The organism is Methylomagnum ishizawai (assembly GCF_900155475.1).
Lineage (GTDB): Bacteria > Pseudomonadota > Gammaproteobacteria > Methylococcales > Methylococcaceae > Methylomagnum > Methylomagnum ishizawai_A.
Genome location: NZ_FXAM01000003.1, coordinates 107,654 through 130,859, shown reverse-complemented (window position 1 = coordinate 130,859; position 23,206 = coordinate 107,654). Strand labels below are relative to the sequence as shown.

At 63.2% G+C, this 23,206-nt stretch carries 27 protein-coding genes; 5 read left to right on the top strand and 22 right to left on the bottom strand.

Going from position 1 to position 23,206, the window contains the following annotated elements:
• Positions 1-2: 2 nt before the first annotated feature.
• Both ppc and B9N93_RS22670 read right to left on the bottom strand, forming a co-directional pair.
• On the bottom strand, positions 3-2,843 hold the full coding sequence (ppc, locus tag B9N93_RS22675) for a phosphoenolpyruvate carboxylase (RefSeq protein ID WP_085216658.1): 2,841 nt from the start codon (positions 2,841-2,843) through the stop codon (positions 3-5).
• A 13-nt stretch (positions 2,844-2,856) separates the two neighbouring features.
• Positions 2,857-3,519, bottom strand: a complete 663-nt coding sequence (locus B9N93_RS22670; RefSeq protein ID WP_085216657.1) for a carbonic anhydrase — start codon at positions 3,517-3,519, stop codon at positions 2,857-2,859.
• A gap of 334 nt (positions 3,520-3,853) precedes the next feature.
• Here B9N93_RS22670 and nhaR point away from each other — a divergent pair, with 334 nt between their 5' ends.
• From nhaR to B9N93_RS22655, 3 genes are all read left to right on the top strand, one after another.
• Positions 3,854-4,750 (top strand): transcriptional activator NhaR, encoded by an 897-nt coding sequence (nhaR, locus tag B9N93_RS22665; RefSeq protein ID WP_085216656.1) that lies wholly within the window; start codon positions 3,854-3,856, stop codon positions 4,748-4,750.
• A gap of 236 nt (positions 4,751-4,986) precedes the next feature.
• Positions 4,987-5,691: a ParA family protein gene (locus tag B9N93_RS22660; RefSeq protein WP_085216655.1), complete on the top strand. Its 705-nt coding sequence runs from the start codon at positions 4,987-4,989 to the stop codon at positions 5,689-5,691.
• Positions 5,688-6,659, top strand: a complete 972-nt coding sequence (locus B9N93_RS22655) for a ParB/RepB/Spo0J family partition protein (protein WP_217807385.1) — start codon at positions 5,688-5,690, stop codon at positions 6,657-6,659. The genes B9N93_RS22660 and B9N93_RS22655 overlap by 4 nt, the downstream gene beginning before the upstream one ends.
• A 33-nt stretch (positions 6,660-6,692) precedes the next feature.
• Here B9N93_RS22655 and B9N93_RS22650 read toward each other — a convergent pair whose 3' ends face one another.
• From B9N93_RS22650 to B9N93_RS22565, 18 genes are all read right to left on the bottom strand, one after another.
• A complete protein-coding gene (locus tag B9N93_RS22650; RefSeq protein ID WP_085216654.1) occupies positions 6,693-7,346 on the bottom strand; it encodes a protein-methionine-sulfoxide reductase heme-binding subunit MsrQ in 654 nt (217 codons plus the stop codon).
• Positions 7,343-7,864 (bottom strand): DUF1003 domain-containing protein, encoded by a 522-nt coding sequence (locus B9N93_RS22645; protein WP_085216653.1) that lies wholly within the window; start codon positions 7,862-7,864, stop codon positions 7,343-7,345. The genes B9N93_RS22650 and B9N93_RS22645 overlap by 4 nt, the downstream gene beginning before the upstream one ends.
• A 19-nt stretch (positions 7,865-7,883) precedes the next feature.
• A complete protein-coding gene (locus B9N93_RS22640; RefSeq protein ID WP_085216652.1) occupies positions 7,884-8,360 on the bottom strand; it encodes a DoxX family protein in 477 nt (158 codons plus the stop codon).
• On the bottom strand, positions 8,357-9,148 hold the full coding sequence (locus B9N93_RS22635) for an HvfC/BufC N-terminal domain-containing protein (RefSeq protein WP_176225404.1): 792 nt from the start codon (positions 9,146-9,148) through the stop codon (positions 8,357-8,359). Before B9N93_RS22635 ends, B9N93_RS22640 begins: the two co-directional genes overlap by 4 nt.
• A complete protein-coding gene (gene bufB, locus B9N93_RS22630; RefSeq protein ID WP_085216651.1) occupies positions 9,132-10,016 on the bottom strand; it encodes an MNIO family bufferin maturase in 885 nt (294 codons plus the stop codon). The genes B9N93_RS22635 and bufB overlap by 17 nt, the downstream gene beginning before the upstream one ends.
• A complete protein-coding gene (locus B9N93_RS22625) occupies positions 10,016-10,288 on the bottom strand; it encodes a BufA1 family periplasmic bufferin-type metallophore (protein ID WP_085216650.1) in 273 nt (90 codons plus the stop codon). The genes bufB and B9N93_RS22625 overlap by 1 nt, the downstream gene beginning before the upstream one ends.
• Before the next feature lie 390 nt (positions 10,289-10,678).
• On the bottom strand, positions 10,679-11,143 hold the full coding sequence (gene bfr / locus B9N93_RS22620; RefSeq protein ID WP_085216649.1) for a bacterioferritin: 465 nt from the start codon (positions 11,141-11,143) through the stop codon (positions 10,679-10,681).
• Between the two features lie 50 nt (positions 11,144-11,193).
• The gene (locus B9N93_RS22615) at positions 11,194-11,481 is read right to left on the bottom strand and encodes an RnfH family protein (RefSeq protein WP_085216648.1); all 288 of its coding nucleotides are present in this window, start codon (positions 11,479-11,481) and stop codon (positions 11,194-11,196) included.
• 23 nt (positions 11,482-11,504) lie between these two features.
• A complete protein-coding gene (locus tag B9N93_RS22610) occupies positions 11,505-12,194 on the bottom strand; it encodes an electron transport complex subunit E (protein WP_085216647.1) in 690 nt (229 codons plus the stop codon).
• Complete coding sequence (gene rsxG, locus B9N93_RS22605) at positions 12,191-12,910, bottom strand: electron transport complex subunit RsxG (protein ID WP_085216646.1); 720 nt, start codon at positions 12,908-12,910, stop codon at positions 12,191-12,193. The genes B9N93_RS22610 and rsxG overlap by 4 nt, the downstream gene beginning before the upstream one ends.
• Entirely contained in the window at positions 12,907-13,989 is a 1,083-nt protein-coding gene (locus B9N93_RS22600) for an RnfABCDGE type electron transport complex subunit D (protein WP_085216645.1), read from the bottom strand. Before B9N93_RS22600 ends, rsxG begins: the two co-directional genes overlap by 4 nt.
• Before the next feature lie 3 nt (positions 13,990-13,992).
• Positions 13,993-15,444, bottom strand: a complete 1,452-nt coding sequence (rsxC, locus tag B9N93_RS22595; RefSeq protein ID WP_085216644.1) for an electron transport complex subunit RsxC — start codon at positions 15,442-15,444, stop codon at positions 13,993-13,995.
• Positions 15,445-15,446: 2 nt separating this feature from the next.
• Positions 15,447-15,998, bottom strand: coding sequence for an RnfABCDGE type electron transport complex subunit B (locus tag B9N93_RS22590; RefSeq protein ID WP_085216643.1), 552 nt, complete (start codon positions 15,996-15,998; stop codon positions 15,447-15,449).
• Positions 15,999-16,020: 22 nt separating this feature from the next.
• A complete protein-coding gene (gene rsxA / locus B9N93_RS22585; protein WP_085216642.1) occupies positions 16,021-16,602 on the bottom strand; it encodes an electron transport complex subunit RsxA in 582 nt (193 codons plus the stop codon).
• 33 nt (positions 16,603-16,635) lie between these two features.
• Entirely contained in the window at positions 16,636-16,917 is a 282-nt protein-coding gene (locus B9N93_RS22580; RefSeq protein ID WP_085216641.1) for a hypothetical protein, read from the bottom strand.
• Between the two features lie 46 nt (positions 16,918-16,963).
• Positions 16,964-17,287: a Rieske 2Fe-2S domain-containing protein gene (locus B9N93_RS22575; protein WP_085216640.1), complete on the bottom strand. Its 324-nt coding sequence runs from the start codon at positions 17,285-17,287 to the stop codon at positions 16,964-16,966.
• A gap of 7 nt (positions 17,288-17,294) precedes the next feature.
• Entirely contained in the window at positions 17,295-17,519 is a 225-nt protein-coding gene (locus B9N93_RS22570; protein WP_085216639.1) for a hypothetical protein, read from the bottom strand.
• 29 nt (positions 17,520-17,548) lie between these two features.
• Positions 17,549-18,889, bottom strand: a complete 1,341-nt coding sequence (locus tag B9N93_RS22565) for a (Fe-S)-binding protein (RefSeq protein ID WP_085216638.1) — start codon at positions 18,887-18,889, stop codon at positions 17,549-17,551.
• Between the two features lie 664 nt (positions 18,890-19,553).
• Between B9N93_RS22565 and B9N93_RS22560 the strand changes: the two genes are divergently transcribed.
• Complete coding sequence (locus tag B9N93_RS22560) at positions 19,554-19,859, top strand: hypothetical protein (protein WP_085216637.1); 306 nt, start codon at positions 19,554-19,556, stop codon at positions 19,857-19,859.
• Positions 19,860-20,101: 242 nt separating this feature from the next.
• Here B9N93_RS22560 and B9N93_RS22555 read toward each other — a convergent pair whose 3' ends face one another.
• Positions 20,102-20,353: a (2Fe-2S)-binding protein gene (locus B9N93_RS22555; protein ID WP_085216636.1), complete on the bottom strand. Its 252-nt coding sequence runs from the start codon at positions 20,351-20,353 to the stop codon at positions 20,102-20,104.
• A 336-nt stretch (positions 20,354-20,689) separates the two neighbouring features.
• Positions 20,690-21,364 carry a PEP-CTERM sorting domain-containing protein gene (locus B9N93_RS22550; protein ID WP_085216635.1) on the bottom strand — a complete coding sequence of 225 codons (675 nt, stop codon included), beginning with the start codon at positions 21,362-21,364 and terminating at the stop codon, positions 20,690-20,692.
• A 612-nt stretch (positions 21,365-21,976) separates the two neighbouring features.
• Here B9N93_RS22550 and B9N93_RS22545 point away from each other — a divergent pair.
• Positions 21,977-23,188, top strand: a complete 1,212-nt coding sequence (locus B9N93_RS22545) for an IscS subfamily cysteine desulfurase (RefSeq protein WP_085216634.1) — start codon at positions 21,977-21,979, stop codon at positions 23,186-23,188.
• Positions 23,189-23,206: the final 18 nt, after the last annotated feature.

Sequence of the window (23,206 nt, the reverse complement as noted above, 5' to 3'; positions counted from 1 at the left end):
AATCAACCCGTGTTCCGCATTCCCGCCGCGATGGCGTTGATGGTCCGCAACAAGGGTTTGCGCCAGGGGTTGTCGCCGCCCGCTTCCGCGTCGGCTTCCCGCACCCGCCGCAACAGCCAGGCCTGGATGTAGTTCAAGGGACCGAGGAAACCATCGCGCCGCCTGAGCGAGGCCGCTAGGGCCGGGTTTTCCGCCATCAGCCGGTCGCTTTGGGCGATATCCAGCACCCATTCCACGCCGCGCCGGTATTCGGACTCGATCAAGCCCAACACCCGCTTACCGGCCAAATGATCGACGCACAGGCCGGCGTATTCCTTGGCCAGTTCCATATCGGATTTGCCGAGGGCCATCTGGGCATTGCCCAGCAGGTTGCGGAAGAACGGCCAATCCCGGTACATCCGGCGCAGGGTTTCCAGCCGCTCCGGCTTGCCCGCGCACCAGGTCGATACCGCGCCGCCGATGCCATACCAGGCCGGGAAGGTCTGCCGCGCCTGCGCCCAGGCGAACACCCAGGCGATGGCCCGCACCGAGTTCTTGGAGCGGTCCTGCTTCTTGCGGTGGGAAGGCCGCGAACCGATGTTGAGCTGGCCGATGTCCCCGACCGGGGTGGCCTCGTAGAAATAATCCAGGAAACCTTCGGTGCGCTCGGTGAGTTCGCGGTAGCTGTGTTCGCCGATCCGCGCCAGTTCGCCCATCACCGCCCAATCCTCGGCGCGGTCGCCCGGCCCCGGCTGGATCAGGCCCACGCTGGCCTTGAGCAGGCCGGTCGCGCCCATGGTCAGCTCGTAGATGGCGGTCTCCATGTTGTTGTAGCGGTAGAACAGGACTTCGCCCTGTTCGGTGAACTTGATCTGGCCCAGCACCGTGTTGGGTGGCTGGGCCAGGATGGCTTCGTGGGTGGGTCCGCCGCCGCGTCCCACCGTGCCGCCGCGGCCATGGAACAAGCGGCATTTGAGCCCCCGCGCCGCGGCCAGGTCGATGACTTGGCGCTGCGCCCGGTACAAGCCCCAGGCCGAGGCCAGGATGCCGCCGTCCTTGCAGGAATCGGAATAGCCCAGCATCACTTCCTGCCGCTCGCCCGACACCCGCAGCAATTCGCGGTAGGCCGGGGTATCGAACAAACGGGTCAGCACCGCCTCGATGTGGTTCAAGTCCTCGATGGTCTCGAACAAGGGGCTGACGCCGAGATGGCAATGCCAGTGCCCGGCCAAACGTCCCGCCAAGCCGCTCTGCGCCGCCAGCAGCATCACTTCCATGATGTGGCTGGCGGCGTGGGTCATGGAAATCACGTATCTGCCGAAGCAATCCGGGCCGATTTCGCGCCGCATCCGCGCCATCACGTCGAACACTTCCAAGGTCTCGCGGGTGGCGGTGGCCAAATCGGCGCGGTTGTAGACCAAGCCGCCCGGCGCGGCGATGGCCTCGCCCAGGAGGTGCAGGCGTTCCGCCTCGTCCAGGGCCGGGTAATCCACCCCGAGCGCGGCTTTCAAAATATCCGCCACCGCCGCCGTATGCCGCCCGGATTCCTGGCGCACATCCAATTGCATCAGGTGGAAACCGAAGGTCTCGGCCAGCCGGATCAGGTCGTGGAGTTCCAGATTGGCGATGGATTCGTCGCCATGGCCGCGCAGGGATTCGTCGATCAGGCGCAGATCGGCCAGGAATTCGGCCACGCCCGGATAGGCCAACCCGTCGGCGGCGTCGGCCTCGCCCGCCAGCGCCCGTTCCACCCGTGCCAGGGACCGTTCCATACGGTATCGCATCAAGCTCAGCTTGTGGCGGTAGGGCTCTTGCAGATAAGGCCGTTCCAGCGCCGCCACGGCGGGGCCGAGTTCGCCCCGGTCGGTGGCCAGGCTGTTGAGGAACGCCGCCGAAAATTCGCAGAAACCCTGGGAATGCGAGAGCTGGCCGCGCAATTCGTCGAGGCGGCGCAGGTATTCGCGCAGGATGGCTTCCGCTTGGCGGCGCAGGGCCAGGGCCGTGGTTTCCGGCGTGACGTTGGGATTGCCGTCGCGGTCGCCGCCGATCCAGGAACCGAAGCGCAGGAAGCTCGGCACCCGCACCCGCCGCGCCGCCGCCTCGCCGTAGACATCGACCAGGGAACGCTCGAAATTCCGATAGACCCGCGCCGTGGCCTGGAACAAGGACAGGGGGAAATAGAACAATCCGGCCTCGATCTCGTCGGCCACGCCCATGCTGTGGGCGCGGACCTCGTCGGTTTTCCACAGCACATGGATCTGGCTTTGCAGGCGCTCGATGGCCTCGCGCCGGAACGAGCCCTTGACCCGGTTGTCGGCCACGGCGTCGTGGGTCAGGAACACCTCGCGCAAAGCGCCCTTCACCGTGCGCCGCTTGGCCTCGGTGGGATGGGCGGTCAACACCGGCAGGTAAAGCAACTCGTCCAGCAGCACTTGGAGTTGGTCCACGCCGACGCCGGATTGCTTGAAGTTCAGCAAGGTGTCGTGGAAGGAGCCCGGCCAGTAATGGCCGCCGCGCTCGGCCTGGCGGCGGCGCTGGCGCAGGTAGTGCGATTCCTCAGCGATGTTCAACAGGCTGAAATAGCGGTTGAAGGCCCGGACCACCTCGCCCAGGGTTTCGGGGTCCAGGGTTTCGATGGTTTCCAAGAGTTGCCGCCGCCGCGCGGGACCGCCATCGCGCAGCAGGGCGGCGAAGCGGCGTTGCAGTTGATCGACCGTGGCGGCGATGCCGGGCCGGGCCTGGGTTTTCAAGACCCGCGTCAAGACCGAGCTGAGTAACAGGATCGAGCGGCGTAGTTCCTTGTCGTCCGGGAGGGTCGCGGTGGGGGGTTCGGGCGCGGGGTGTTGGCTGGTGGCGGTGTTCATCCGGGGGGCCTCCTTAAATTTCCAGGGGGGAGAGTGGGCGTTCGGGTTGGGGCGGGCGTTGCCCGGTCGCGGTGTGGAATTGGCCGGTGGCCGGGTCGTAGGCGAAGACCTCGCCGGTTTCGAGCTTGTAAACCCAGCCATGCAGTTTGAGCCTTGCCCGCGCCAGCCCGGAGGCCACCACCGGATGGGTGCGGAGGTTTTCCATCTGGGCCAAGACGTTTTCCTGGATGGTCACGTTGAGCAGGGCGGGGGTTTCGCGCCCGCCGTATTTGTCCATCACCACGCGGCGGGTGGATTCGGCGTGGCCAAGCCACTGGGTCAGGGCCGGGAAATCGCGGGCCGGGGGCGGTTCCAGCAAGCCCTTCATCGCCCCGCAATGCGAATGCCCGCAGACGATGATGTCCTTGACCCCGAGTCCCGCCACGGCGAATTCGATGGTCGCCGCCTCGCCGCCCTGCCCCGCGCCATAGGGCGGAACGATATTGCCGGCATTGCGCAGGATGAACAGTTCGCCGGGTTCGGTCTGGGTCAGGAGGTTGGGATTGATGCGCGAATCCGAGCAGGTGATGAACAAGGTCTCGGGCGTTTGCCCCGCCGCCAGCCGTTCGAACAATTCGCGCTGGGAGCCGAACAGCGCCGTTTGGAAGTGGTGGAGTCCTTCGATGAGTTTTTGCATGGCTGGAGCCTCGTTGTCGTTGGAAGCGGACTGATGACGGGGCGTAGCCTACGCGGCGGTTACAGCATAGTAAAATAGGATGTTTAAAAGAAATTCATAGCTTTAATCTATGTTTGAGGCCGCTTCCAGTGCATCCGCCGCCGCGCCTTGGCTGAATGGCCCGGTTTTTTAGCCATGGGTCGCGATTCCGGTTTTGCACGGGTGGATAGGATGCGTGGTTCCGGTCGGGGGTGGATTCCACTTTCACGTGTGAAAGTGGACGGGATGCGTGTGGCCGGGAATGGGCTCCGCTTTCACGTGTGAAAGCCGGGGCGTGGAACCATCGGGGATAAAAATGCAACGCCTGAATTACCAACATTTGTTTTATTTTTGGACCGTCGCCAAGGAAGGCAGCGTTTCCCGCGCCTCCGAGAAGCTGCATCTGGCCCAACCCACCGTCAGCGCCCAGCTCGCCCTCTTCGAGGGCACCATCGGCGAGAAGCTCTTCCACCGCGACGCCCGCAAGCTCGCCCTCACCGAGACCGGGCGCGGGGTGTTCCATTACGCCGATGAAATCTTCGCCCTGGGCCGCGAGCTGACCGGCTTCCTCAACGGCCGCGGCGGCGGACCGATGCAGCGCCTCACGGTGGGCATCGCCGACGGCCTGCCCAAGCTGCTGGCCTACCGTTTGTTGGAACCGGCCCTGCGCCTGGTCGGTCCCCTGCGCCTGATCTGCCACGAGGACAAGCCGGAACGGCTGTTGGCGGAAATCGCCCTGCACGGCGTCGATCTGGTGTTGTCGGACGTGCCGGCCACGCCGACGGCGGGGCTCCGGGTCTTCAACCATCCGCTGGGGGAGTCGGAGGTCGGCGTGTTCGGTACCCAGGATTTGGTGGAGCGCTACGTCCGGGATTTCCCGCGCTCATTGAATGGCGCGCCGTTCCTGCTGCCGAGCGGCGGCTTGGCGCTGCGGCGTTCGCTGGACCAATGGTTCGACGCGGAGAACCTCAGCCCCAATATCCGCGCCGAGATCGAGGATAGCGCCCTGCTCAAGACTTTCGGCGGGGCGGGCGTCGGGTTGTTCGTCGCGCCGATCCTGGTGGAGGAGGAAATCCGGCGGCAATACCGGGTCGAGTTGCTGGGCGTGGCTGGAGGCGTGCGCGAGCGGTTCTACGCCATCTCGGCCCAGCGCAAAATCCAGCATCCGGCGGTGGTCGCCATCCTGGAACAAGCCCAGGCCAAGCAAGGCTGATCGGGCGTCGCTTTCACGTGTGAAAGCGGCCTTGTGTCGGTCCGGGCGGCCCGCTCTCCGCATCCGGGCTACCCACCGCGACTTTCACGCGTGAAAGCCGTGAGCGATAGGACGCAAGCACAGCGTTGCCGAAATCCGGCTTGAAAAATATTTACCGGATATTTTTTCATTCCTATCATACGTCTGCGCCCATACCCAGCCATCCACTTTCACGCGTGAAAGTCACAGGAGTCCACATGCCAGCCCAACTCGTCGCCGTCTTCAATCAGAAAGGCGGCTGCGCCAAGACCATGACCACCATGCAACTGGCCGGCACCTTGGGGATGCGTGGCTTCAAAGTGCTGGTGGTGGACATGGACCGCCAAGGAACCAGCATGATCTGGTCGGCCCAGGCGGAAGCGGACGATCCCTTCCCGGCGGAGGTCGTCTCGCTCGCGCCGCTCAGGGAAAAGATGATCGGCGAACTCGCCAAACGCGCCCCGCTCTACGACCTGGTGTTCATCGACTGCCCGCCCGCCATCGACAGCCCCATCCCCTGGGCCGCGCTCAACGTGGCCGACTTGGCCCTGATCCCGGTGGTCCCGGTGATGGACAATGTCTGGGCCTCCCGCGAGGCCAAGGAACTGGCGCTCAAGGCCCGGCAGGAAAACCCGGCCTTGCGGGCCTATTACCTGGCCTCGATGGTCCGGCGCGGACGCTTGTTCGACCTGTGCCTGCAAGAACTCAGGAACGACGCCGATATCCCGATGCTGGAATCCTATCTCTCGCTGCGCAACGCCTTCGCCGAATCCCAGCTATACGGCGCGGTGGTCGGCAGCATCGCCAAGAAATCCCCGGCGGCGCTGGAAGCCGACGCCCTGGCCGACGAGGTGCTGGCCCTGTTGGCAATCAAGCCGAAGAAACCCGCCGTCCGCGCCGCCCAGCGGGGGAAATCGAAATGAGCAAATCCAAACGCGATATGCAGTCCCGTGTGCAGAAGGCGGCGCAAGCCCTGGACGAGCGTTTCAAACACGCCCAGGCGGTGGTCGAGCGCCAACCCACCGGCTTTTCCGTTGCCGTGGAACCCGGCCCGGAAGCCATACCCACCACCGACCGCCGCGGCAAGACCGCCCGCTTCGCCAGCGTGCCCATCGACCAGGTGGACCCCAATCCCTACAACGCCCGCCGCATCTACCGCCCCGAGCGGGTCAAGGAACTGGCGGGTAGCATCGCCGCCACCGGCCAGCTCATCCCCGCCATCGCCACCCAGCGCGAGGGGCGCTACACCCTCATCGCCGGACATTACCGCTGGAAAGCCATCAAACTGGCCGGGCTGGAGCGCATCGACCTGATGCTCCACGATGATTTGAGCGACCAGGAGCTATACCAATACAGCTTCCGCGAGAACAACGACCGCAACCAGCAATCGGCGCTCGACAACGCCCTGGCCTGGCGCGATCTTTTGGAACGGCGGGTCTACGCCGGGGAAACCGAACTGGCCGAGGCGACCGGGATGTCCCTGCCCCAGGTCAACAAGACCCTGCGCATCCTCGGGTTGTCGGCGGCGGTGATCGAACGGGTTTCGCAAAATCCCGAGGATTACGCGATGTCGGCGCTATACGAACTGGCCTTGCTGGAAGCCAGCGCCGGTTTGGAAGTGGCTTTGCAAATGGCCGAGCGGCTGGGCCAGGGCGAGGCGGGCCGCCGCGAAGTGCGGGAACTCCGCGCCCTCCATGAACACCCCAAGGAACGCAAGCGCAAGGAGAATTCGCGCCAGTACAAAATCCGGGCTGGGGAAACCCATATCGGGACCATCAAGGAATGGGATTCGGGCCGGGTCGCCCTGGATGTGGTGGTGGCGGATGTGGCGGAGCGCGCGGCTTTGATCGAGGAACTCAAGCGCCGTTTCGGGGTGGATGCCGTCGAATGAGGCGGGTGGGCCGGTCGCGGAACCTTCCCGCAGTCATGGCGGGTCCGGCTGCGGGGCGACCGCCTTCCTGGGCCAAGGGACATCCTTACCCCAACGCGGCGGCAAACGGGCGGCCAGCAGCAGCGCCAGGATCGCCGCGAAGACCAGGGGTTCGCTGATATCCTGCTTCACCAGCCACCAGAAATGCGCCACCCCGGCCAGGGCGATGGGATAGACCCAGCGGTGCAGGCGTTTCCAGCGCTGGCCGCCGAGCCGCCGGACCATGCCATCGGTCGAGGTCGCGGCCAGCGGCAGCATCAGCATGAAGGCGGCGCAACCCACGGTGATATAGGGCCGCTTGGCGATATCGGCCAGGATATCGCCCCAGGCGAAATATTGATCCAGCCCCACATAGATCGCCAAGTGCAGGCTAGCGTAGAAGAACGCGAACAAGCCCAGCATCCGCCGGAACTGGCCCAGCCAAGGCCGGCCCAGGGCTTTCCGCAGGGGTGTCACCGCGAGTCCGATCATCAGGAAGGCCAGGGTCCACCAGCCGGTGGCACGGGTGATCCGCTCGATGGGATTGGCCCCCAGGCTATCGGTCCAGCCTTCCCAGAGCAATCCCGCCAAGGGCAGCAAGCCGGACAGGAACACCAGGGATTTCAGGCCGCGCAGCCAGACCGGGCCGGGAGTGTGCCGTGGTTTCATAGGGGAGTCCTCGGAGGGGAGGGAGGATGGGCCGCGACCAGGGCGTCCAGCCGCCGTTCGAGTTCCAGCAACTTGCGATAGCAACGGATATTCAGTTCGTAATCCAACTCGGCCCGCATATGGGCATAGGCGTGCTGGCGGTTCTGGCTGATGAGCAGGAAGCCCGTCACCAGGATGGCTTCGACCGACAGCATGATGCCGAGCAAGCTGTAGGGATAGGCGTCGAACACGCCGAGCCAGGCCACCCGTCCCGAGTTGGCGGCGATCAAGGCCGCAAACCAAAACACATGCAGGGCGATGAATTGCGGACGCCCGGCGAATTCCGAAACCCGGTCGGCCAAGTGTTCGATCCAGTGGCGGGCCGCCCGCAGTTCTTCCAACACATAGCGGAATTCGCCCAGGGCCTTGTGGCATGAATGGTTGCCGCAGAATATGGCGTCCGCCGGATTTTCACCACCGCAGGCCGGGCACAGGATCGTGCCCAGGTCGGCTGCGGACCGCGCTGTTTCGATAGGCATGGCACCCTCCCGGCCCGGCTCAGCGTGGCATCCGCCAGCGCCGTCCCAACCAATGGTCCAGCGACCAAGCGCCCGGCCCGTGCAGCAAGGCCACCAGCAGCATCAAACCCCAGACCCCGTGCTGTTCCAAGCCCGCCGCGCCCAGGTCGGGATAGGACAGGACCGCCACCCCGTTGAAGACCAGCAGGACCCAGGCCGCGAACCGCCCGCCCAGGCCCAGGACCAGCAATACCGGGAACGCCAGTTCCACCGAGGTCGCGAGATAGGCCGCCCATTCCGGCGGTAACAAGGGCACGGCGTATTCGTTCTCGAACAGGTAGAGCGTGCTGTCCCAGGATTGGATTTTGGTCTGGCCGGACACCCAGAATACCTGGGCCAGCCATAGCCGCAGCAATAAATCCCCGGCCGGACGGGCGGCATCCAACCACGCGCCCAGCCGGGCGGGCCATGCCCGCCAGCAGGGTTTGGCCGGGGCATGGGCGACAAAATCGATCATGGCGATACCTCCGCGATGGGGGTTGGATAGTGGCAAAACACATTCAGGCCCAACAAGCGAGCCAAGCTGGCGGCGGGGTCGAAGCCGGGTTCGGCCCCCGGTCCCGCCCGCAAGGCGCGTTCCAGATCGGCATCCCGCGCCAGGCTGTCGAGGCAGGCAAACTCCCCGGCGGACAGCGGATGCAGCACCACCTCCGCCCCGTCGCGCAGGACCAGCACCCGGCAGCCGGTTTCCCGGTAGAGGTCGATGCCGGGATCGCCCGGATAGCCGGGCTGGTTGACATGGAATATCCGCAGTACCGGCCAGGCCGAGGCCAGCCAGGCGGCACCGGGCCGGGGCCGCAACCGTAGCCCGGCCCGGCATCGCGGTGGCAGCGCGGCCAGTTCGGCCAGCCCGAACACCGTCGATTCCGGGGCGTGGAAAGCCCCGTGCCAGGCCCATTCCAGCCGCGCCACATCCGGCAGATAGGGGAGGTCGCGGGCCGGGTCGAAAGCCTCGATGTCGCCGGGAAATTCCGCCCCGTAATCCAGCAGGCAACCCGAGCGCGGCGGATGCCAGGCCACGCCGTGCCGGGCCAGGGCCGCGAAGAATTCCCCGCCCACCAGCCGCCGCACCACCGGGAAGACCGCCCGCAGCGCTTCGATCAAGCCCAGGAAAGTATTGTTGCGGTAGACGGCGAGCCGCCGTTCCACCGCCCAGCCGTTCTCCCTGATCCAGGGCAAGGTTGTAGCATCCCCGTCGAACACGGCGGCGGAGACGCCGCGTTGCACTTCAAGCAGCGTGGGCATGGGCGGACTCCTCCAGCAGGCGCTGGGCTTTATGGGCTTCGGCCACCAGTTCCGCCAGCGGTGGCAGTTTGGCATCCCATTCGACCAGGGTGGGCTTGGGACCGGCGAGCGCCAACGCCTCGGCGTACAGCGTCCAGACCTCGGGGCAGACCGCTTGGTCGTGGGTATCGATGAGGATGTCGCCTTCCGGGAAGCGCTGCCGGGTATGCCCGGCCAGATGGATTTCCCCGACCCAGCCGCCGGGAATCCCCCGCAAATATTGGTGGGCGTCCCAGCCATGGTTCTGGCAGGACACATACAGGTTGTTCACGTCCAGCAGGATGCCCGCCCCGGAGCGCCGCGCCGCCTCGGCCAGGAAGTCCCATTCGGCCAGGGTGGAATGGGTGTATTCCAGATAGCTGGACGGGTTCTCGATCAACAGCCGCCGTCCCAGGAACTCCTGGACCCTGAGCAAACGTTCCACGCAATGGTCCAGCGCTTCCTCGGTATAGGGCAGGGGTAGCAGGTCGTTGTGGAAACGCCCGCCGAACGCGCCCCAGGACAGATGCTCCGACACCAGCCCCGGCTCGATCCGCCCGATCAGGCGCTTGAGCCGGGCCAGATGCCATTCGTCCAGGGCATCGACCGAACCCAGCGACAAGCCCACGCCATGCAGGCTGATGGGATAGTCGGCCCGGAACCGCTCCAAACTGGCGAGGGGTGGCCCGCCGCCACCGAAATAGTTTTCGCTATGCACTTCCAGCCAGCCCACGGCGGGGGCGGTTTCCGCCGCCTCCCGCCAGTGTTCGGCGCGGAGGCCGATCCCGGCTTGGGCCGGGATCGCTGCCGGGGCGCGGCGCATAGATAGGGACTGCGCCACGGCGTCCATCACTTGCCGCCTTGCGGGGCTTCCAGCGAGCCGCCGACGATCCTTTCACAAGTGCCCTTGGGCACCACCAGGAAGGCGTCCTTTTGGCCGTCTTCCATAGCGTGGCCGGCGCAGGCGTTGGACAGGGTTTTGCAATCGTTCTTGCCGGCCTTGACCACGCCGTAGCATTTTTCGCCGTCGGCCTTCTTCTCGGCGGCCTGGGCGTTGGCGGAAAGGCCCAGGGCGACGACGGCGGCCAGGGTGGAGGTCAGGAAGGTTTTATTGGGGTTCATGTTTGGCTCCATTGCCGGGTTTGTGGTTTGAATGGCGCGGCGTGATCGCCGCGACCCGGATAATAGGGCGAAACCCGTGCCAAACCCGGTTCAAGGATAAAATGTCTATTGAAACAATAACTTGCGTTATCAGCGGGGAGATAGCGGAGCCATGGCCGCGAACAGCCCGCCACCAATAGTTGAGGGTGCCCGCCATAGTTGGCGGGAAGGCGGCGGCGGAGCGCCCGCCAGGAAGAGTAGAGTCCGGCCAACCTGGAATCCTGTAGATGCGTCCCCCAATCGAAAGAGATGCCTGGGGATTGGGCCGGAAAATTTCGCGGAATGATGAATCGTGGCAAAAAAAAGGGCGGCCTAAGCCGCCCGGAATGCGCCTTTTCGCTATGACAGCGGTTACATCATGGACTGCTGGTAATTCTGGATGCCGATCTTCACGATCAGCTCCAATTGGGTTTCCAGCCAATCGACGTGTTCTTCCTCGCTTTCGAGGATATGCTCGAACAATTCCCGGCTTATGAAGTCCTGGACCTGCTCGCAATAAACGATGGCTTCCCTGAGCGTCGGCAGCGCGTCGTATTCCAAGGCCAAATCGCATTCCAGCATTTCCTGGGTGTTCTCGCCGATCTTGAGCCTGCCGAGGTCTTGCAGGTTGGGGAGCCCCTCCAGGAACAGGATGCGCTCGATCAACTTGTCGGCGTGCTTCATCTCGTCGATGGATTCGCGGTATTCCTTCTCGTCGAGCTTTTTCAGCCCCCAGTGCTTGAACATCCGGGCATGGAGGAAATACTGGTTGATCGCGGTCAACTCGTTGGTCAGCACGCGATTCAGGTATTCGATGACTTTGCTATCGCCTTTCATGGTGGGCCTGTTTGTTGTGGATATTCTTATGATTCCGGTGGGAGCGGGTCTCAATCGTCGTCGTCGTCATCGTCGTCGGAGAACTTGCGGCGCTTGACGGTCTTGAGGTCGGCGGTGATGGGGCGGTAGATTTCGATACGGTCGCCTTCCTTCACCTCGGCGTCCAGCTTCACCAGCTTGCCGAAGATGCCGACCTTCTGTTTCTTCAAATCGATTTCCGGGAAACGTTTGAGGATGCCGGATTTCAAGATGGCTTCCTCGACCCGGATGTTCTCTGGCACATCCAGGCGCATCCAGACTTGCTGTTCCGCATGCGCGTAACACACGCCGATTTGCATCGCGTCCTCCTTCTATGTCGGAATCAAGTGGAACCGGCCAGCGGTTGCTCGGCCACCGCGACCGGGGCGGGTTTCTGGGCGAGGCGTCGATCCAACAGGTTCTTGCCCGCCAGGATGAAGCCCAGCATCAGGAAACCACCCGGCGGCAAGGCCATCAGCAGGAAGCCGCGGTAATCCTTGATAAGGGTGGTTTCCAGCCAGGCGAAACCCTGGCCCAGCAGTAGCGAGGCATTGGCGAACAAAGTGCCCGCGCCCAGGATTTCCCGCGCCGCGCCCAGGATCACCAAGGCCAGGGTAAACCCCATCCCCATCACCAAACCATCGTACAAGGCCAACGGCACCGGATTGCGCGAGGCGTAGGCTTCGGCCCGGCCCAGGATGGCGCAGTTGGTCACGATCAAGGGGATGAACAAGCCCAAAACCTTGTGCAATTCGTGCATCCAGGCGTTCATCACCATGTCCACCAAAGTCACCACCATGGCGATCATCACCACGAACACGGGAATACGGATTTCCGGCGGGATCAAGCGCCGCGCATAGGAAATCAGGCCGTTGCAGGCGATGAGGACGGCGGTGGTGGCCAGCCCCATGCCCAACCCGTTGGTGGTCGTACCAGTGACCGCCAACAGGGGGCACAGCGCAATGCTCTGGCTGAAAACGATGTTGTTGCTCCACAAGGCTTCCTTGGCGAGCCGGTTGTAATTGTCGATCATGGCTGGGCCTGCTCGGGTGGGGTGGACAGGAGTTCCTGGCGGTGGGCGGCGAAGAATTTCAAACCGCCCTCGACCCCCCGGACCACGGCCCTGGGGGTGATGGTCGCGCCCGCGAACTGGTCGAAGTCGCCGCCGTCCTTCTTGACCTTCCACGCCGTGGGCGGGGTGTTGTCGAGGGAGCGGCCCGTGAATTTGAAAATCCAGTCGGATTTGGCGGCTTCGACCTTATCGCCGAGGCCGGGGGTTTCGGCGTGGGCGACGACCCGCGTGCCGAGAATCTTGCCGTCGCGGTCCAGGCCCAGCATCAGGGTGATGGGACCGGCATAACCGCCCTGGGCGATCATCTTGAAGGCCACGCCGGTGACTGCGCCGCCTTTCGTCGCGACATAGACCTGGGTCGATTCGGAGCCGGTTTCCGCCACCGACGAGGTCAGCGTGCGCGGTTGGGCCAGAAGGTCGTTGTCGTAAAGCTCGGGCGGCAAGACTTGGCCCAGCGTGGCCTGCAAGTCCTCGGCTTGCCGCAGTTCGATGGAACCCTTGGTCGCCAAATCCCCGAAACCCAGCAACAGGCTGGCGACCAGCCCGCAAGCCGCCAACATATAGGTTTGATAATCCAGGCGCTGGCGTAGGGCGTCAAGGTCGTCGAATTGCTTGCGTAGCTTGGTCCAGAGTTCGGTGGCGTATTCCCGCGCCGCCGCCCGGTCGATGGCGATCATGGCTTGTTCTCCGGGAGTTTCAGGGGACGGCCCTTGAGGTCGCGCCCGTAGATGCGGGGCCGGACGTAGTAGTCGATCACCGGGGTTAGGGAATTCATCAGCAGCACGGCGAAACCCACGCCCTCGGGGAAACCGCCCCAGGTGCGAATGGCGAAAATAATCAGCCCGCAGCCCGCGCCGAAGATCAATTGCCCGTTCGGGCTGCTGGGCGAGGTCACGTAATCGGTAGCGATGAAGAACGCCGCCAGCATCACGCCGCCGGAAGTCAGGTGCAGCCAAGGACTCAAGTAATGTTCGCTATCGGCGAAATGGAAGCCCGTGGACAGCAAGGCCACGGTACCCAGCAAGGCCGCCGGAATCTGCCAAGTGATGATCTTCTGCCGCAACAACCAAGCGCCGCCGCCCGCGATCAAGAGCGAGCCGGTTTCGCCCAGGCTGCCGGGCATCCAGCCGAACAGCGCCGACAAGAAGCCCAGGTTGCCCGTGGCTAAAAGCTCGCTCAGGGTGCGGCCTTGGGAAAATTCGGTTTTGGTATAGCCGATCAAGGTGGGGCTGGCCACGCTGTCGTAGGGCGCGACCCCGCCGAAAGTGATGGACAGGGCATCCAGCAAGCCCGGTGCGAATTCGGTGAAGGGCGGGGTGGGTTTGACCCAGGTGGTCATTTCCAACGGGAAGGACACCAGTAAAGCCACCCGCGCGAACATGGCCGGATTGAACAGGTTCTGGCCGATGCCGCCATAGACTTGTTTGCCCACCACGATGGCGAGCGCCGAACCCGCTACACCGATCCACCACGGTGCCCAGGGCGGCAGGCTCATCGCCAACAGCCAGCCCGTGAGCAAGGCCGAGCCATCGCCGACGAAGGCGGAAGCCGGTTTGCCCGCCAGTTTCAGGCACAGCGCCTCGAACAGCAGGGCCGATAGCACGGTGGAAAGGAACAGGTACAAGGCCGGCCAACCATACAGCACCAAGCCGAAGGCCGTGGCCGGGACCAAGGCCATGACCACCTGGACCATGATGGATTGGACCGGACTTGCGGTTTTTTCCAGGACTTCCTGGGCGAGTCGCACGGCGCTCATGGTTCAGGCTCCCGCCGTTTTGGGCTGGGCGCGGCGCTGTTTGGCGCGTTCCAACCGCTGTTGTTTTTCCTCGGCCAGACGCTTGGTGTGGTCGTTCTTCTGCTGGGTTTGCTGGCGGGAAATGAGTTCGCCGTTGGCGTATTTGAAATACTGCACCAGGGGGATGCTGGACGGGCAGACATAAGAGCAGGAACTACAACTGATGCAGTCCTTGAGCCCGAAGCCGACGGCGGCGTCGAATTGCCCGGCGCGGATGCGGGTCATCATTTCCAAGGGCAGCAGGCCGACCGGACAGGCCGTGACGCAACGGCCGCAACGGATGCAAGGCCGGGTGTCGTTGGCGCGGAGTTCTTCGGGCGTCAGGGCCAGGATGCCGCTGGTCTTCTTGACCACGGGCACATCGATACGGGGCAGGGGATCGCCCATCATCGGGCCACCCATCACATAGCGCTCGGCGTGTTCGGGTTGCAGGCCGCAGAAATCCAGCAATTCCGACAGCAACGTCCCCAAGGGCGCTTCCACATTGCGGGGCTCGTCCAGGGCTTGGCCGCTGACCGTGACCACCCGGCTAATCAAGGGGCGTCCGTAGCGGACGGCCTCGCGCACGGCATAGGCGGTCGCGACATTGTGCAGCAAGACGCCCACATCGGTCGGACGGCCCCCGGCGGGAATCTCCAGGCCCGTGATATGGGTGGCAAGGTTCTTTTCCCAGCCCATGGGATAGAGCGAAGGCACCTGGACCACCTCGACGCCGGGGTAATCCCGCGCCGCTGCGGACATGGCCTGGAACGCCTCCGGCTTATTGTCCTCGATGGCGACCACGGCTTTCGGTGCTTCCAGGCCATGGCGCATGATGGCCGTGCCCTCGACGATGCCCTGGGCGCGTTCGCGCATCAGGCGGTCGTCGCAGGTGAGGTAGGGCTCGCATTCGCCGCCATTGATGATCAAGGTGTGGATGCGGGTCTTCCAGCCCAGGTTCAGCTTCATGGCCGAGGGGAAAGCCGCGCCGCCCATGCCGACGATGCCCGCCGCGTTGACCTTCGCGCAAATCTCGTCCGGCGTCAGGGCGAAGGGATCGTCCACGCCCGTGGTTTCGATCCATTTATCTTCGCCATCCGGCTCCAGGACCAGGGTCAGCGTCGGCAAGCCCGACACATGCGGGGCCGGATAGTCCGCGATCTCGACCACCATGCCGGAGGTGGAAGCATGGACCGGGGCCGACACCGGACCCTGGGCCACCGCCACCAATTGGCCTTTCAGCACGGTATCGCCCACCTTCACCACCGGCTCGGCGGGCTGCCCCAAATGCTGCTGCAAAGGCAGGTACAGCCGTTCCGGCAAGGGGAAATCGGTGACGATGGGCTTATCGGCGGTCGATTGCTTGTGGGCTTCGGGATGGACGCCGCCGCGGATCTTGCGGCGTCCATTCCATAGCGAATGGAGGTCGAGCAACATGGTCAAGCTCCGGCTCCGACTTCCACCAGCACCGGTTTACCCCAGCGCCAGTTACGGAGCGTGGTCTTGACCGGGTGCATCTGCAAGCATTCGGTGGGGCAGACCTCCACGCATTTGCCGCATGCCGTGCAAGCATCGGCCACCACGGCGTGAATCTGTTTGGGCGCGCCGACAATGGCGTCGGTCGGGCAAGCCTTGGAGCAACGGGCGCAGCCGATACAGGTCGCCTCGCTGACCCCGGCCACCATCGGCACCAATTCTTCCATCCCGGCGAGGTTGAGGTCGAGGGACAGCTTGTTCGCCAGTTGCTCGGCCAGGGCCATGCCGCCGGGCGGGCACAGGGTGGCCGGAGCTTGCCCCGCCACCAAAGCCTCGGCAGCCGGCTTGCAACCGGGATAACCGCATTGCCCGCATTGGGAACCGGGCATCATGCGTTCGATCTCTTCCACCAGCGGGTTGTCCTCGACCTTGAAGTAACGCGCGGCGGCACCCAGCAAGAACCCGAGGCCCAGCCCCAGGGCGGTCAGACTGATGACGGCAAGCAAGATGTACATGATCGGCTCCTCCAAGTGGGTATTAGTGGGTATTGAGTCCGGCGAATCCCATGAAAGCCAAGGACAATATCCCGGCGGTGATGAAAGCGATGGGCGAACCGGCGAAAACCTCCGGCACGCTCATCAGGGCCAGCCGCTCCCGGATACCGGCGAAAATCACCATGACCAGGGTGAACCCCAGTGCGGAGCCGAAGCCGAACAGCGCGCTATGTAGAAAATCGTATTCCTGCTGGACATTGAGCAAGGCCACGCCCAGCACGGCGCAATTGGTGGTGATCAGCGGCAGGAAAATCCCCAGCACTTGGTAAAGCACGGGGCTGGTCTTGCGGACCACCATCTCGGTGAACTGGACCACGGCGGCGATGACCAGGATGAAGGCCAGGATGCGCAGGAAGCCGATGCCGAAGGGATCGAGCAGGAAGCGCTCGATGGCCCAGCTCGCCACCGCCGTCAAGGTCAGCACGAAGGTCGTGGCGAGGCCCATGCCCACCGCCGAGTCCAGCTTCTTGGACACGCCCATGAACGGGCACAGCCCCAGGAACTTGACCAGCACCACGTTGTTCACCAACGCCGTGCCCAGCAACAACATCAGGTATTCATGCATGGCCACCCCGCCTCCGTGGTTGTTTGGGGTCTATCAGTCGGTGTTGGCGAGGCGTTCCGTCGTGCTGGGAGCGCTCTTGCTGGCGGCGTGGTTGGAAGCTAGGGCTTCGTATTGGCCGGTGGCCCCGCAGGCGTAGCACTTGAAGGCAACAGTGAAAGCCTGTTTGGTACAGGCGTGGTCCTTGGCCTGGCGGCAGCCGGTGGCCCCGCAGGCGGTGCAACGGTAGACCTGGCCCCGGCACGCCATCGCGTAACCCCCGATCCTATCGCCGTCGCACACGGACATGTCGTCTTTTAATTTTTGGTAAGTCGCCACAACACAATCTCCTAAGCCTAAAAAAACACAGAACAAAAAATCGATTTCATTCCGCCACGGTCGCGGGCAGGTCGACCTGGACCCAGCCCTCCTCGATCCGCAGGGGATACTCTTCCAGGGCGCAACCCGTGGGGCTTAAACCTTCCCCATTGCGGCCATCGAACACCCAGTTGTGCAAGGTGCAGGTCAGCAAGCGGCCATTGAAACCGCCGAATTTCAGCAGGCCGTTGTCATGGGGACACACGCCGGTGAACGCCTTGAGCTCGCCGCCGTCGGGCCAAACCAAGATAATCTCCTGGCCTTCAACGGTGAAGGGCACCATTTCCCCTTCGCCCAGATTCCGGTGTTTGCAAACGCTGGCGTAGGCCATGGCGGCGTTACCAGGGCACCGACTCGTCGACCAGCGGGGCCTTGATCCCGGCCTTGGCGAGGTCGTCGAGGGTTTTGTAGAACGTGCCTTCGTGGATCAACACGCCCTTCTTGGACATCACCGCCACATAACGGGCCACCATATCCACCTCGCAGCGGTAGCCGCCGCCGGGGGTGTCGGTACTGCGGGCATTGCCGCCCCAATCCACGAAATAACCAGTCGTCTCCGTCATCCGGGTTTCCTCATTGATGTTTATTCAGTTCAGGCGGCCAAGGCGCTCTTGAGCAAGCGGGCGAAATGCACGCTGTCGCGGTCGGCGCCATCGCGGATCTGGTGGCGGCAACTGCTGCCATTGGCGACCACCCACGCTTCGGGGGCGGCGGCGCGGACGGCGGGCAGCAAGGACAATTCGCCCATCTTCATGGACATGGCGTAATGCTCGGCTTCGAGGCCGAAGGAACCCGCCATGCCGCAGCAACTCGATTCGATGAACTCCACCTTGAGTTCCGGGATCAGGCCCAAGACCTTGCGCAGGGGTTTCAGGGCGCCGAAGGCTTTCTGGTGGCAATGGCCGTGGATCACGGCTTGCGCCCCGTCCATGCTTTGGAAATCCAGCTTGAGGCGCTTGGCGTCGTGTTCGCGGGCCAGGAACTCTTCCAACAGCAGCGCGGCCTTGGCGACGGCGGCGGTGTTGGCCCCCAGGCCCAGCGCGTAATACTCGTCGCGCAGCATCAGGAGGCAGGAAGGTTCCAGGCCGATGACCGGCATTCCCTGTTCCACATAGGGCCACAGGGTCTCGACCATGCGTAGCGCCTCGGCCCGCGCCTCGGCCACCAAACCTTGGGAAAGATAGGTGCGGCCACAGCACAGCCGTTGGCCCGCCGGGGGCCGGGCGATATGCACGCGGTAGCCGCCCGCCACCAACACATCCAGTGCGGCTTGCGCCGTCTCGGGGTCGAAATGGTTGGAAAAGGTATCGACCAGCAAGACCACTTCGCGGCCTTCCGTATCGCCGACGGCTTCATGCGGGGCCGTGCCCAGGAAACTCCAGGCCGCGCCTTTGGGCAGCGAGCGCTGGGCGGCGATGCCGAACAGCTTTTCCGCCAGTTGGGCGACAAAGGGTAGCTTCTCGCGCAGCCGCATCAGGCCGTTCAAAGCCGCCATCCAGGGCGCGAGCTGCGGCAGGTTGGCCAGGATGCGCTCCCGCAAGGGCACTCCGCCTTGGGCCAGCCAGCGTTGGGCCATCGTCTCGACCCGTAACAACGCCATATCCACGCCGTTGGGGCACTCGCGCTTGCAGCCCTTGCAACCCACGCACAAATCCATCGCGGCTTCGAGTTCCGGCCCGACGAAGGGCTTGTCGCCATATTCGCCGTTCAGCGCGGCCTTGAGGGTGGCGGCGCGGTGGCGGGTGGAATGGGCCTCGTCCCCGGTCGCGCGGAAGCTCGGGCACATCACGCCTTTTTCGCTGCGCTGGCATTGGCGGTTGCCGATACAGACCGCCGCCGCCTTGCCGAAGGCACCGCCGGTCGCGGGCAGGGCCGCGTAGGCGTCGCCATCGCCGTAGCTGTCGTAGGCGGACCAATCGAGTTGGGTGTCCATCGTGTGTGCCGGGATCGGAAAGCTGGGAATGGCTCCATCCTAGCAATAACAATGCCTAGCCGAAAAACCACTCTATCCCACTGTTTTTAAAGCGGAAAGCGGGGCTTGTCGGAAATCCGGGGCTTGTAGTGTTCGCGACAAACACGACGATAAGTAGGGTTTTCCCCCTCCGCTGGCCGCAGGCTCCCGCGGGAATCGGCAACGCGCCGGAATCCCGCCGGTTTGGCCGCAGGCCGGATGGGAAATACTTATCTCTAGGGTATCGGCGGAAAGCGGGTGCCGGACGGGCCGGTCCGCGCAGGGGGGTTCCAAGGCGTATGGGCGATAGCGGGCCGATAAGTGGTTTCTAACGGCAAAACTTATAAAACTGGCATGGCCCATGCCAAATCAGACAGCAAAATTTTCTGTTAAAAAACAAAAGCTTAATTGAAAATTAACAGCCAATGTTAGTCGTAAACCCAACAATTTGTCGCTCTTGTCGGATTGGTGACAAAACCCGTGGCGGGCCTTATGCCAAACCATCGGTCGCGCCGGGCGGAAACCGTTTACGGAACTTCCAATAAACCGTGTTTTTAGTGCTAGAATTCCGCCCCGGCGGAATCCGCCAAGGTTACAAAACCATTACAAAACAAGCGCGACGCTTCATTCATCAGGAGATATTTTCATGGTACGCGAGTTTTCTTATCGGGGAGAAACCTTCAGGGCCACCGTGCATGGCCGTCCCGGCATCGAGGAATTGTTCCTGATCCTCATGGTGGACGACGAGGAAGGCCCGGAAATCTCCCTGGACCGCTTCGAGGATCCCGGCAACGACCCGGCCCAGAGCCTCGATAGCAAGCTGTCCGACCTGGCCGACCAGCTCCTCGCCGAACAGGCCATCGCGCCCGCCGATCCGGCGGGCGAATTCGCCTGGGCGGTGCCGCCCGCCGTCGGGGCGCGGGTGCATAGCGGCGTCCAGCACCACCACTGAGGCCCAGGCCGCGCAGCCGTCCGGGGACCGGTCCTGGGCGGCTTTTTTTTGTCCGGCGTCCGGGCAAAAAAAAGCCGCGGAACGGCAGCCTGACAACCGAACCGCGGCGCGAGTGGCGAACACCTTAGCCGTCCAATGCCCAAGGACGGCGGCAGCTTTTCGCCCAAACCAGTAACGTCAACAAACCAAACGAGCCAATCCCACCCCACCGGCTTTCACAAGCGGATGGAGCGGACCAATTCCTATAACAGCGCCTCCTGGACAGCGCCGCCCATGCGCCATGGGTAGGCCGCCGCTTCCGCCGCCCGCGCCAACAACGAATCCCTCGCCTCCGGACGCCCGCGCCGCAACAGGCTGTTAATCTCGGGGTTGCACTTGCCGCAGCCCGTGCCGGCCTTCAGGCAGGCACTGATGTCCTTGCGGGTGCAGGCACCGGAGTCGATGGCCTCGCGGATCTGGCGTTCAGTCACGGCCTTGCAGATGCAGATGTACATACGGTCAGCCTCGGGTCGGGAACGGTGGGTGCGGATGGGCGTGTGGCCTATCGGCGAATCCGACATAAACAGGAAGCGTGCCAAAGACCGCGAATCCTGGAAAATCAAGGCTTAACGAGAATCCGTCGCATTTGCGGGGCCGGGAAAGCCTGTGGGGTTAGCGACGAAACAGGATGGTTTGTGGGGTTTTGTCGGGAGTCCGACAAGCGGGGCGGGAATGGAGGCAAGCGGGCCGGCCAGGACCGATGCGTCCTTGCTATGAAGGGGCGTTCGACCGCGAACCGTGGGCGGCCCGCCGGGGCTCGCGGATCGAAGCACCTTTTTGGAGACCGGGCATCAGGACCAATTCTGGCTCCGGCGGCGGATACCGAAGGCCAACGTGCCCAGTCCGAGCAGGGCGAGGGTGGCGGGTTCGGGAGCCGCGCCGATCTGGAAAGTGATGAATTCCCCGCTCACATTGTCGGTGACCGTGTAGGTTCCCGGATTGAGGCCGATGGAGGCGAAGGTTTCCCCGGCGGCGGTCCAGTCCTGGTCCGGCGTCCAAACGGACCCCACCAAATCGCTCGTATTAATGGCCAGCCCCGGATCGTAGCCACCGCCAACGGCGTTCACAAAGGTGGCGAAACCCTTGGTTCCGACGAAGCTGAAAGCAAAGAACGACGCATTCCACGGGTTGCCGGTCGTCCAAGGCGTGAAGTCGGTCCCGGCGTGGAAGGCATAGCTGGTGTTGATGCCTCCCGCGTCCGTACCCCCTATCAAACCAATCGTCCCATCGGTATACACGCCCGTACCTCCCCAGTCCGCGAAAGACGTGGAGACCAGCCCGGCGGTATCGATCGAGCCGGAAGAGGTCATCATGACATCTGAGCCGACCTCCTCGAAGGTGAAAATCAGGCCGGCCCGCGCCGTCCCCATACCTGTGGCCATCACCAGCAAAATGGAACAAACAGCGCCGGTTGTTTGAAGGGTCTTGTTCGTTTTGATGGGCGATTTCATGTCTACATTGTTCATCTTCAATCCTCCAAAGAAGAGAGGCTGTTCGCCAATATAAGGTGGTATTAAAAAACAACTATTTCGACTATTTTAAATATGGTTTTTGACAAAATAAAACCGCTTACACGGCCTTTAAAAATACGTTATGTCAAAACGCGATACAGAATAGCAATCTACGCGCACTGCGGCAAATACAATTTGACGATAAACACCGTATATCAATGCTATAAACGCCCGATTACCCCGCTTCCTACCAGCCTCCAGGCACAAAAATTTGAAATAGATCACACAATATAAACCCCATATCTGGTAGCCGGATGGAAAATCCAGGGTTGTATCCGGCAAGGGAAACCGCGGCCTGGGCGGTGCCGGGCCGCCCGGACGCCGACATCCCCGGAGCGGACCGGCGGCACGTGGGCATCGGACCCTATAAACAACATTCACACACACCATTGTGGGGAACCCGACAAATCCCACACCCCCGCGACATCTAAAAATATGCTTTAATATCAAAAGCTTACATAAAATATAAGCATGGCACAGCCATTGCTTCGGGTAAGTCAGTCCAGCCAGTCTGGCCGTTCGAGAAAAATGGCCCGGCGCTTGTGCCCACCGATCCCGGAGTAGCCCATGAAATTACCGATTTATCTCGATTACTCGGCAACGACCCCGGTCGATCCGCGTGTCGCCGACAAGATGATCCCTTATCTGACCGAAGCCTTCGGCAATCCCGCCAGCCGTTCCCATAGCTTCGGCTGGACCGCCGAGAAAGCGGTGGAGGAAGCCCGCGAGGAAATCGCCAAACTGGTGAATTGCGATCCCAAGGAAATCGTCTGGACCTCGGGCGCGACCGAATCCGACAACCTCGCCATCAAGGGCGCGGCCCAGTTCTACGAAACCAAAGGCAAACACCTCATCACCGTCAATACCGAACACAAGGCGGTGTTGGATACCATGCGCGAACTGGAAGCCCAAGGTTTCGAGGTGACTTATCTCGATCCCTTGCCCAACGGCCTGATCGACCTCGACGCCTTCAAAGCCGCGATCCGGCTCGACACCATCCTGGTCTCGGTGATGCACGTCAACAACGAGATCGGCGTGATCCAGGACATCGCCGCCATCGGCGAAATCTGCCGCGCCAACGGCATCGTGTTCCATGTCGATGCGGCGCAATCCACCGGCAAGGTCGAAATCGACCTGAAGAAGCTTCCGGTGGACCTGATGTCGTTCTCGGCCCACAAGACCTACGGCCCCAAGGGCATCGGCGCCCTCTATGTGCGCCGCCAGCCCCGCATCCGCTTGAAAGCCATGATGCACGGCGGTGGCCATGAGCGCGGGATGCGTTCCGGCACCCTGGCCCCGCATCAGATCGTCGGCATGGGCGAAGCCTTCCGCTTGGCCCGCCTGGAAATGGCCGCCGAGAACGAGCGCATCCGCTTCCTGCGCGACAAGCTCCTGTCCGCCGTGCAGGGCATGGAAGAGGTTTATATCAACGGCGACCTGGAACAGCGCGTCGTACACAACCTCAATGTCAGCTTCAACTATGTGGAAGGCGAATCCCTGATGATGGCCCTGAAGGACCTGGCCGTGTCCAGCGGTTCGGCCTGCACCTCGGCCAGCCTGGAACCTTCCTATGTACTGAGGGCGCTGGGCCGCACCGACGAACTGGCCCATAGCTCCATACGCTTCACCCTCGGCCGCTACACCACCGAAGCGGACGTGGATTACGCGATTTCCTTGATCCATAAAGCCGTCGAGCGTCTGCGCGACCTCTCGCCCCTGTGGGAGATGTACAAGGACGGTATCGACATCAACTCGGTCCAATGGGCCGCGGCGCACTAAGCGGCCCCCTTTACACCC

Coding starts and splice junctions, on each gene's coding strand:
- B9N93_RS22550 (WP_085216635.1), bottom strand. CDS start 21,364: ATGAACAATGTAGACATGAAATCGCCCATCAAAACGAACAAGACCCTT.
- B9N93_RS22575 (WP_085216640.1), bottom strand. CDS start 17,287: ATGGCCTACGCCAGCGTTTGCAAACACCGGAATCTGGGCGAAGGGGAA.
- B9N93_RS22545 (WP_085216634.1), top strand. CDS start 21,977: ATGAAATTACCGATTTATCTCGATTACTCGGCAACGACCCCGGTCGAT.
- B9N93_RS22615 (WP_085216648.1), bottom strand. CDS start 11,481: ATGCAAATCGGCGTGTGTTACGCGCATGCGGAACAGCAAGTCTGGATG.
- B9N93_RS22565 (WP_085216638.1), bottom strand. CDS start 18,889: ATGGACACCCAACTCGATTGGTCCGCCTACGACAGCTACGGCGATGGC.
- nhaR (WP_085216656.1), top strand. CDS start 3,854: ATGCAACGCCTGAATTACCAACATTTGTTTTATTTTTGGACCGTCGCC.
- B9N93_RS22655 (WP_217807385.1), top strand. CDS start 5,688: ATGAGCAAATCCAAACGCGATATGCAGTCCCGTGTGCAGAAGGCGGCG.
- B9N93_RS22645 (WP_085216653.1), bottom strand. CDS start 7,864: ATGCCTATCGAAACAGCGCGGTCCGCAGCCGACCTGGGCACGATCCTG.
- rsxA (WP_085216642.1), bottom strand. CDS start 16,602: ATGCATGAATACCTGATGTTGTTGCTGGGCACGGCGTTGGTGAACAAC.
- bufB (WP_085216651.1), bottom strand. CDS start 10,016: ATGGACGCCGTGGCGCAGTCCCTATCTATGCGCCGCGCCCCGGCAGCG.
- B9N93_RS22570 (WP_085216639.1), bottom strand. CDS start 17,519: ATGACGGAGACGACTGGTTATTTCGTGGATTGGGGCGGCAATGCCCGC.
- B9N93_RS22660 (WP_085216655.1), top strand. CDS start 4,987: ATGCCAGCCCAACTCGTCGCCGTCTTCAATCAGAAAGGCGGCTGCGCC.
- B9N93_RS22670 (WP_085216657.1), bottom strand. CDS start 3,519: ATGCAAAAACTCATCGAAGGACTCCACCACTTCCAAACGGCGCTGTTC.
- B9N93_RS22640 (WP_085216652.1), bottom strand. CDS start 8,360: ATGATCGATTTTGTCGCCCATGCCCCGGCCAAACCCTGCTGGCGGGCA.
- B9N93_RS22635 (WP_176225404.1), bottom strand. CDS start 9,148: ATGCCCACGCTGCTTGAAGTGCAACGCGGCGTCTCCGCCGCCGTGTTC.
- B9N93_RS22560 (WP_085216637.1), top strand. CDS start 19,554: ATGGTACGCGAGTTTTCTTATCGGGGAGAAACCTTCAGGGCCACCGTG.
- B9N93_RS22625 (WP_085216650.1), bottom strand. CDS start 10,288: ATGAACCCCAATAAAACCTTCCTGACCTCCACCCTGGCCGCCGTCGTC.
- rsxC (WP_085216644.1), bottom strand. CDS start 15,444: ATGTTGCTCGACCTCCATTCGCTATGGAATGGACGCCGCAAGATCCGC.
- ppc (WP_085216658.1), bottom strand. CDS start 2,843: ATGAACACCGCCACCAGCCAACACCCCGCGCCCGAACCCCCCACCGCG.
- B9N93_RS22555 (WP_085216636.1), bottom strand. CDS start 20,353: ATGTACATCTGCATCTGCAAGGCCGTGACTGAACGCCAGATCCGCGAG.
- B9N93_RS22650 (WP_085216654.1), bottom strand. CDS start 7,346: ATGAAACCACGGCACACTCCCGGCCCGGTCTGGCTGCGCGGCCTGAAA.
- B9N93_RS22590 (WP_085216643.1), bottom strand. CDS start 15,998: ATGTACATCTTGCTTGCCGTCATCAGTCTGACCGCCCTGGGGCTGGGC.
- B9N93_RS22610 (WP_085216647.1), bottom strand. CDS start 12,194: ATGATCGACAATTACAACCGGCTCGCCAAGGAAGCCTTGTGGAGCAAC.
- B9N93_RS22600 (WP_085216645.1), bottom strand. CDS start 13,989: ATGAGCGCCGTGCGACTCGCCCAGGAAGTCCTGGAAAAAACCGCAAGT.
- bfr (WP_085216649.1), bottom strand. CDS start 11,143: ATGAAAGGCGATAGCAAAGTCATCGAATACCTGAATCGCGTGCTGACC.
- rsxG (WP_085216646.1), bottom strand. CDS start 12,910: ATGATCGCCATCGACCGGGCGGCGGCGCGGGAATACGCCACCGAACTC.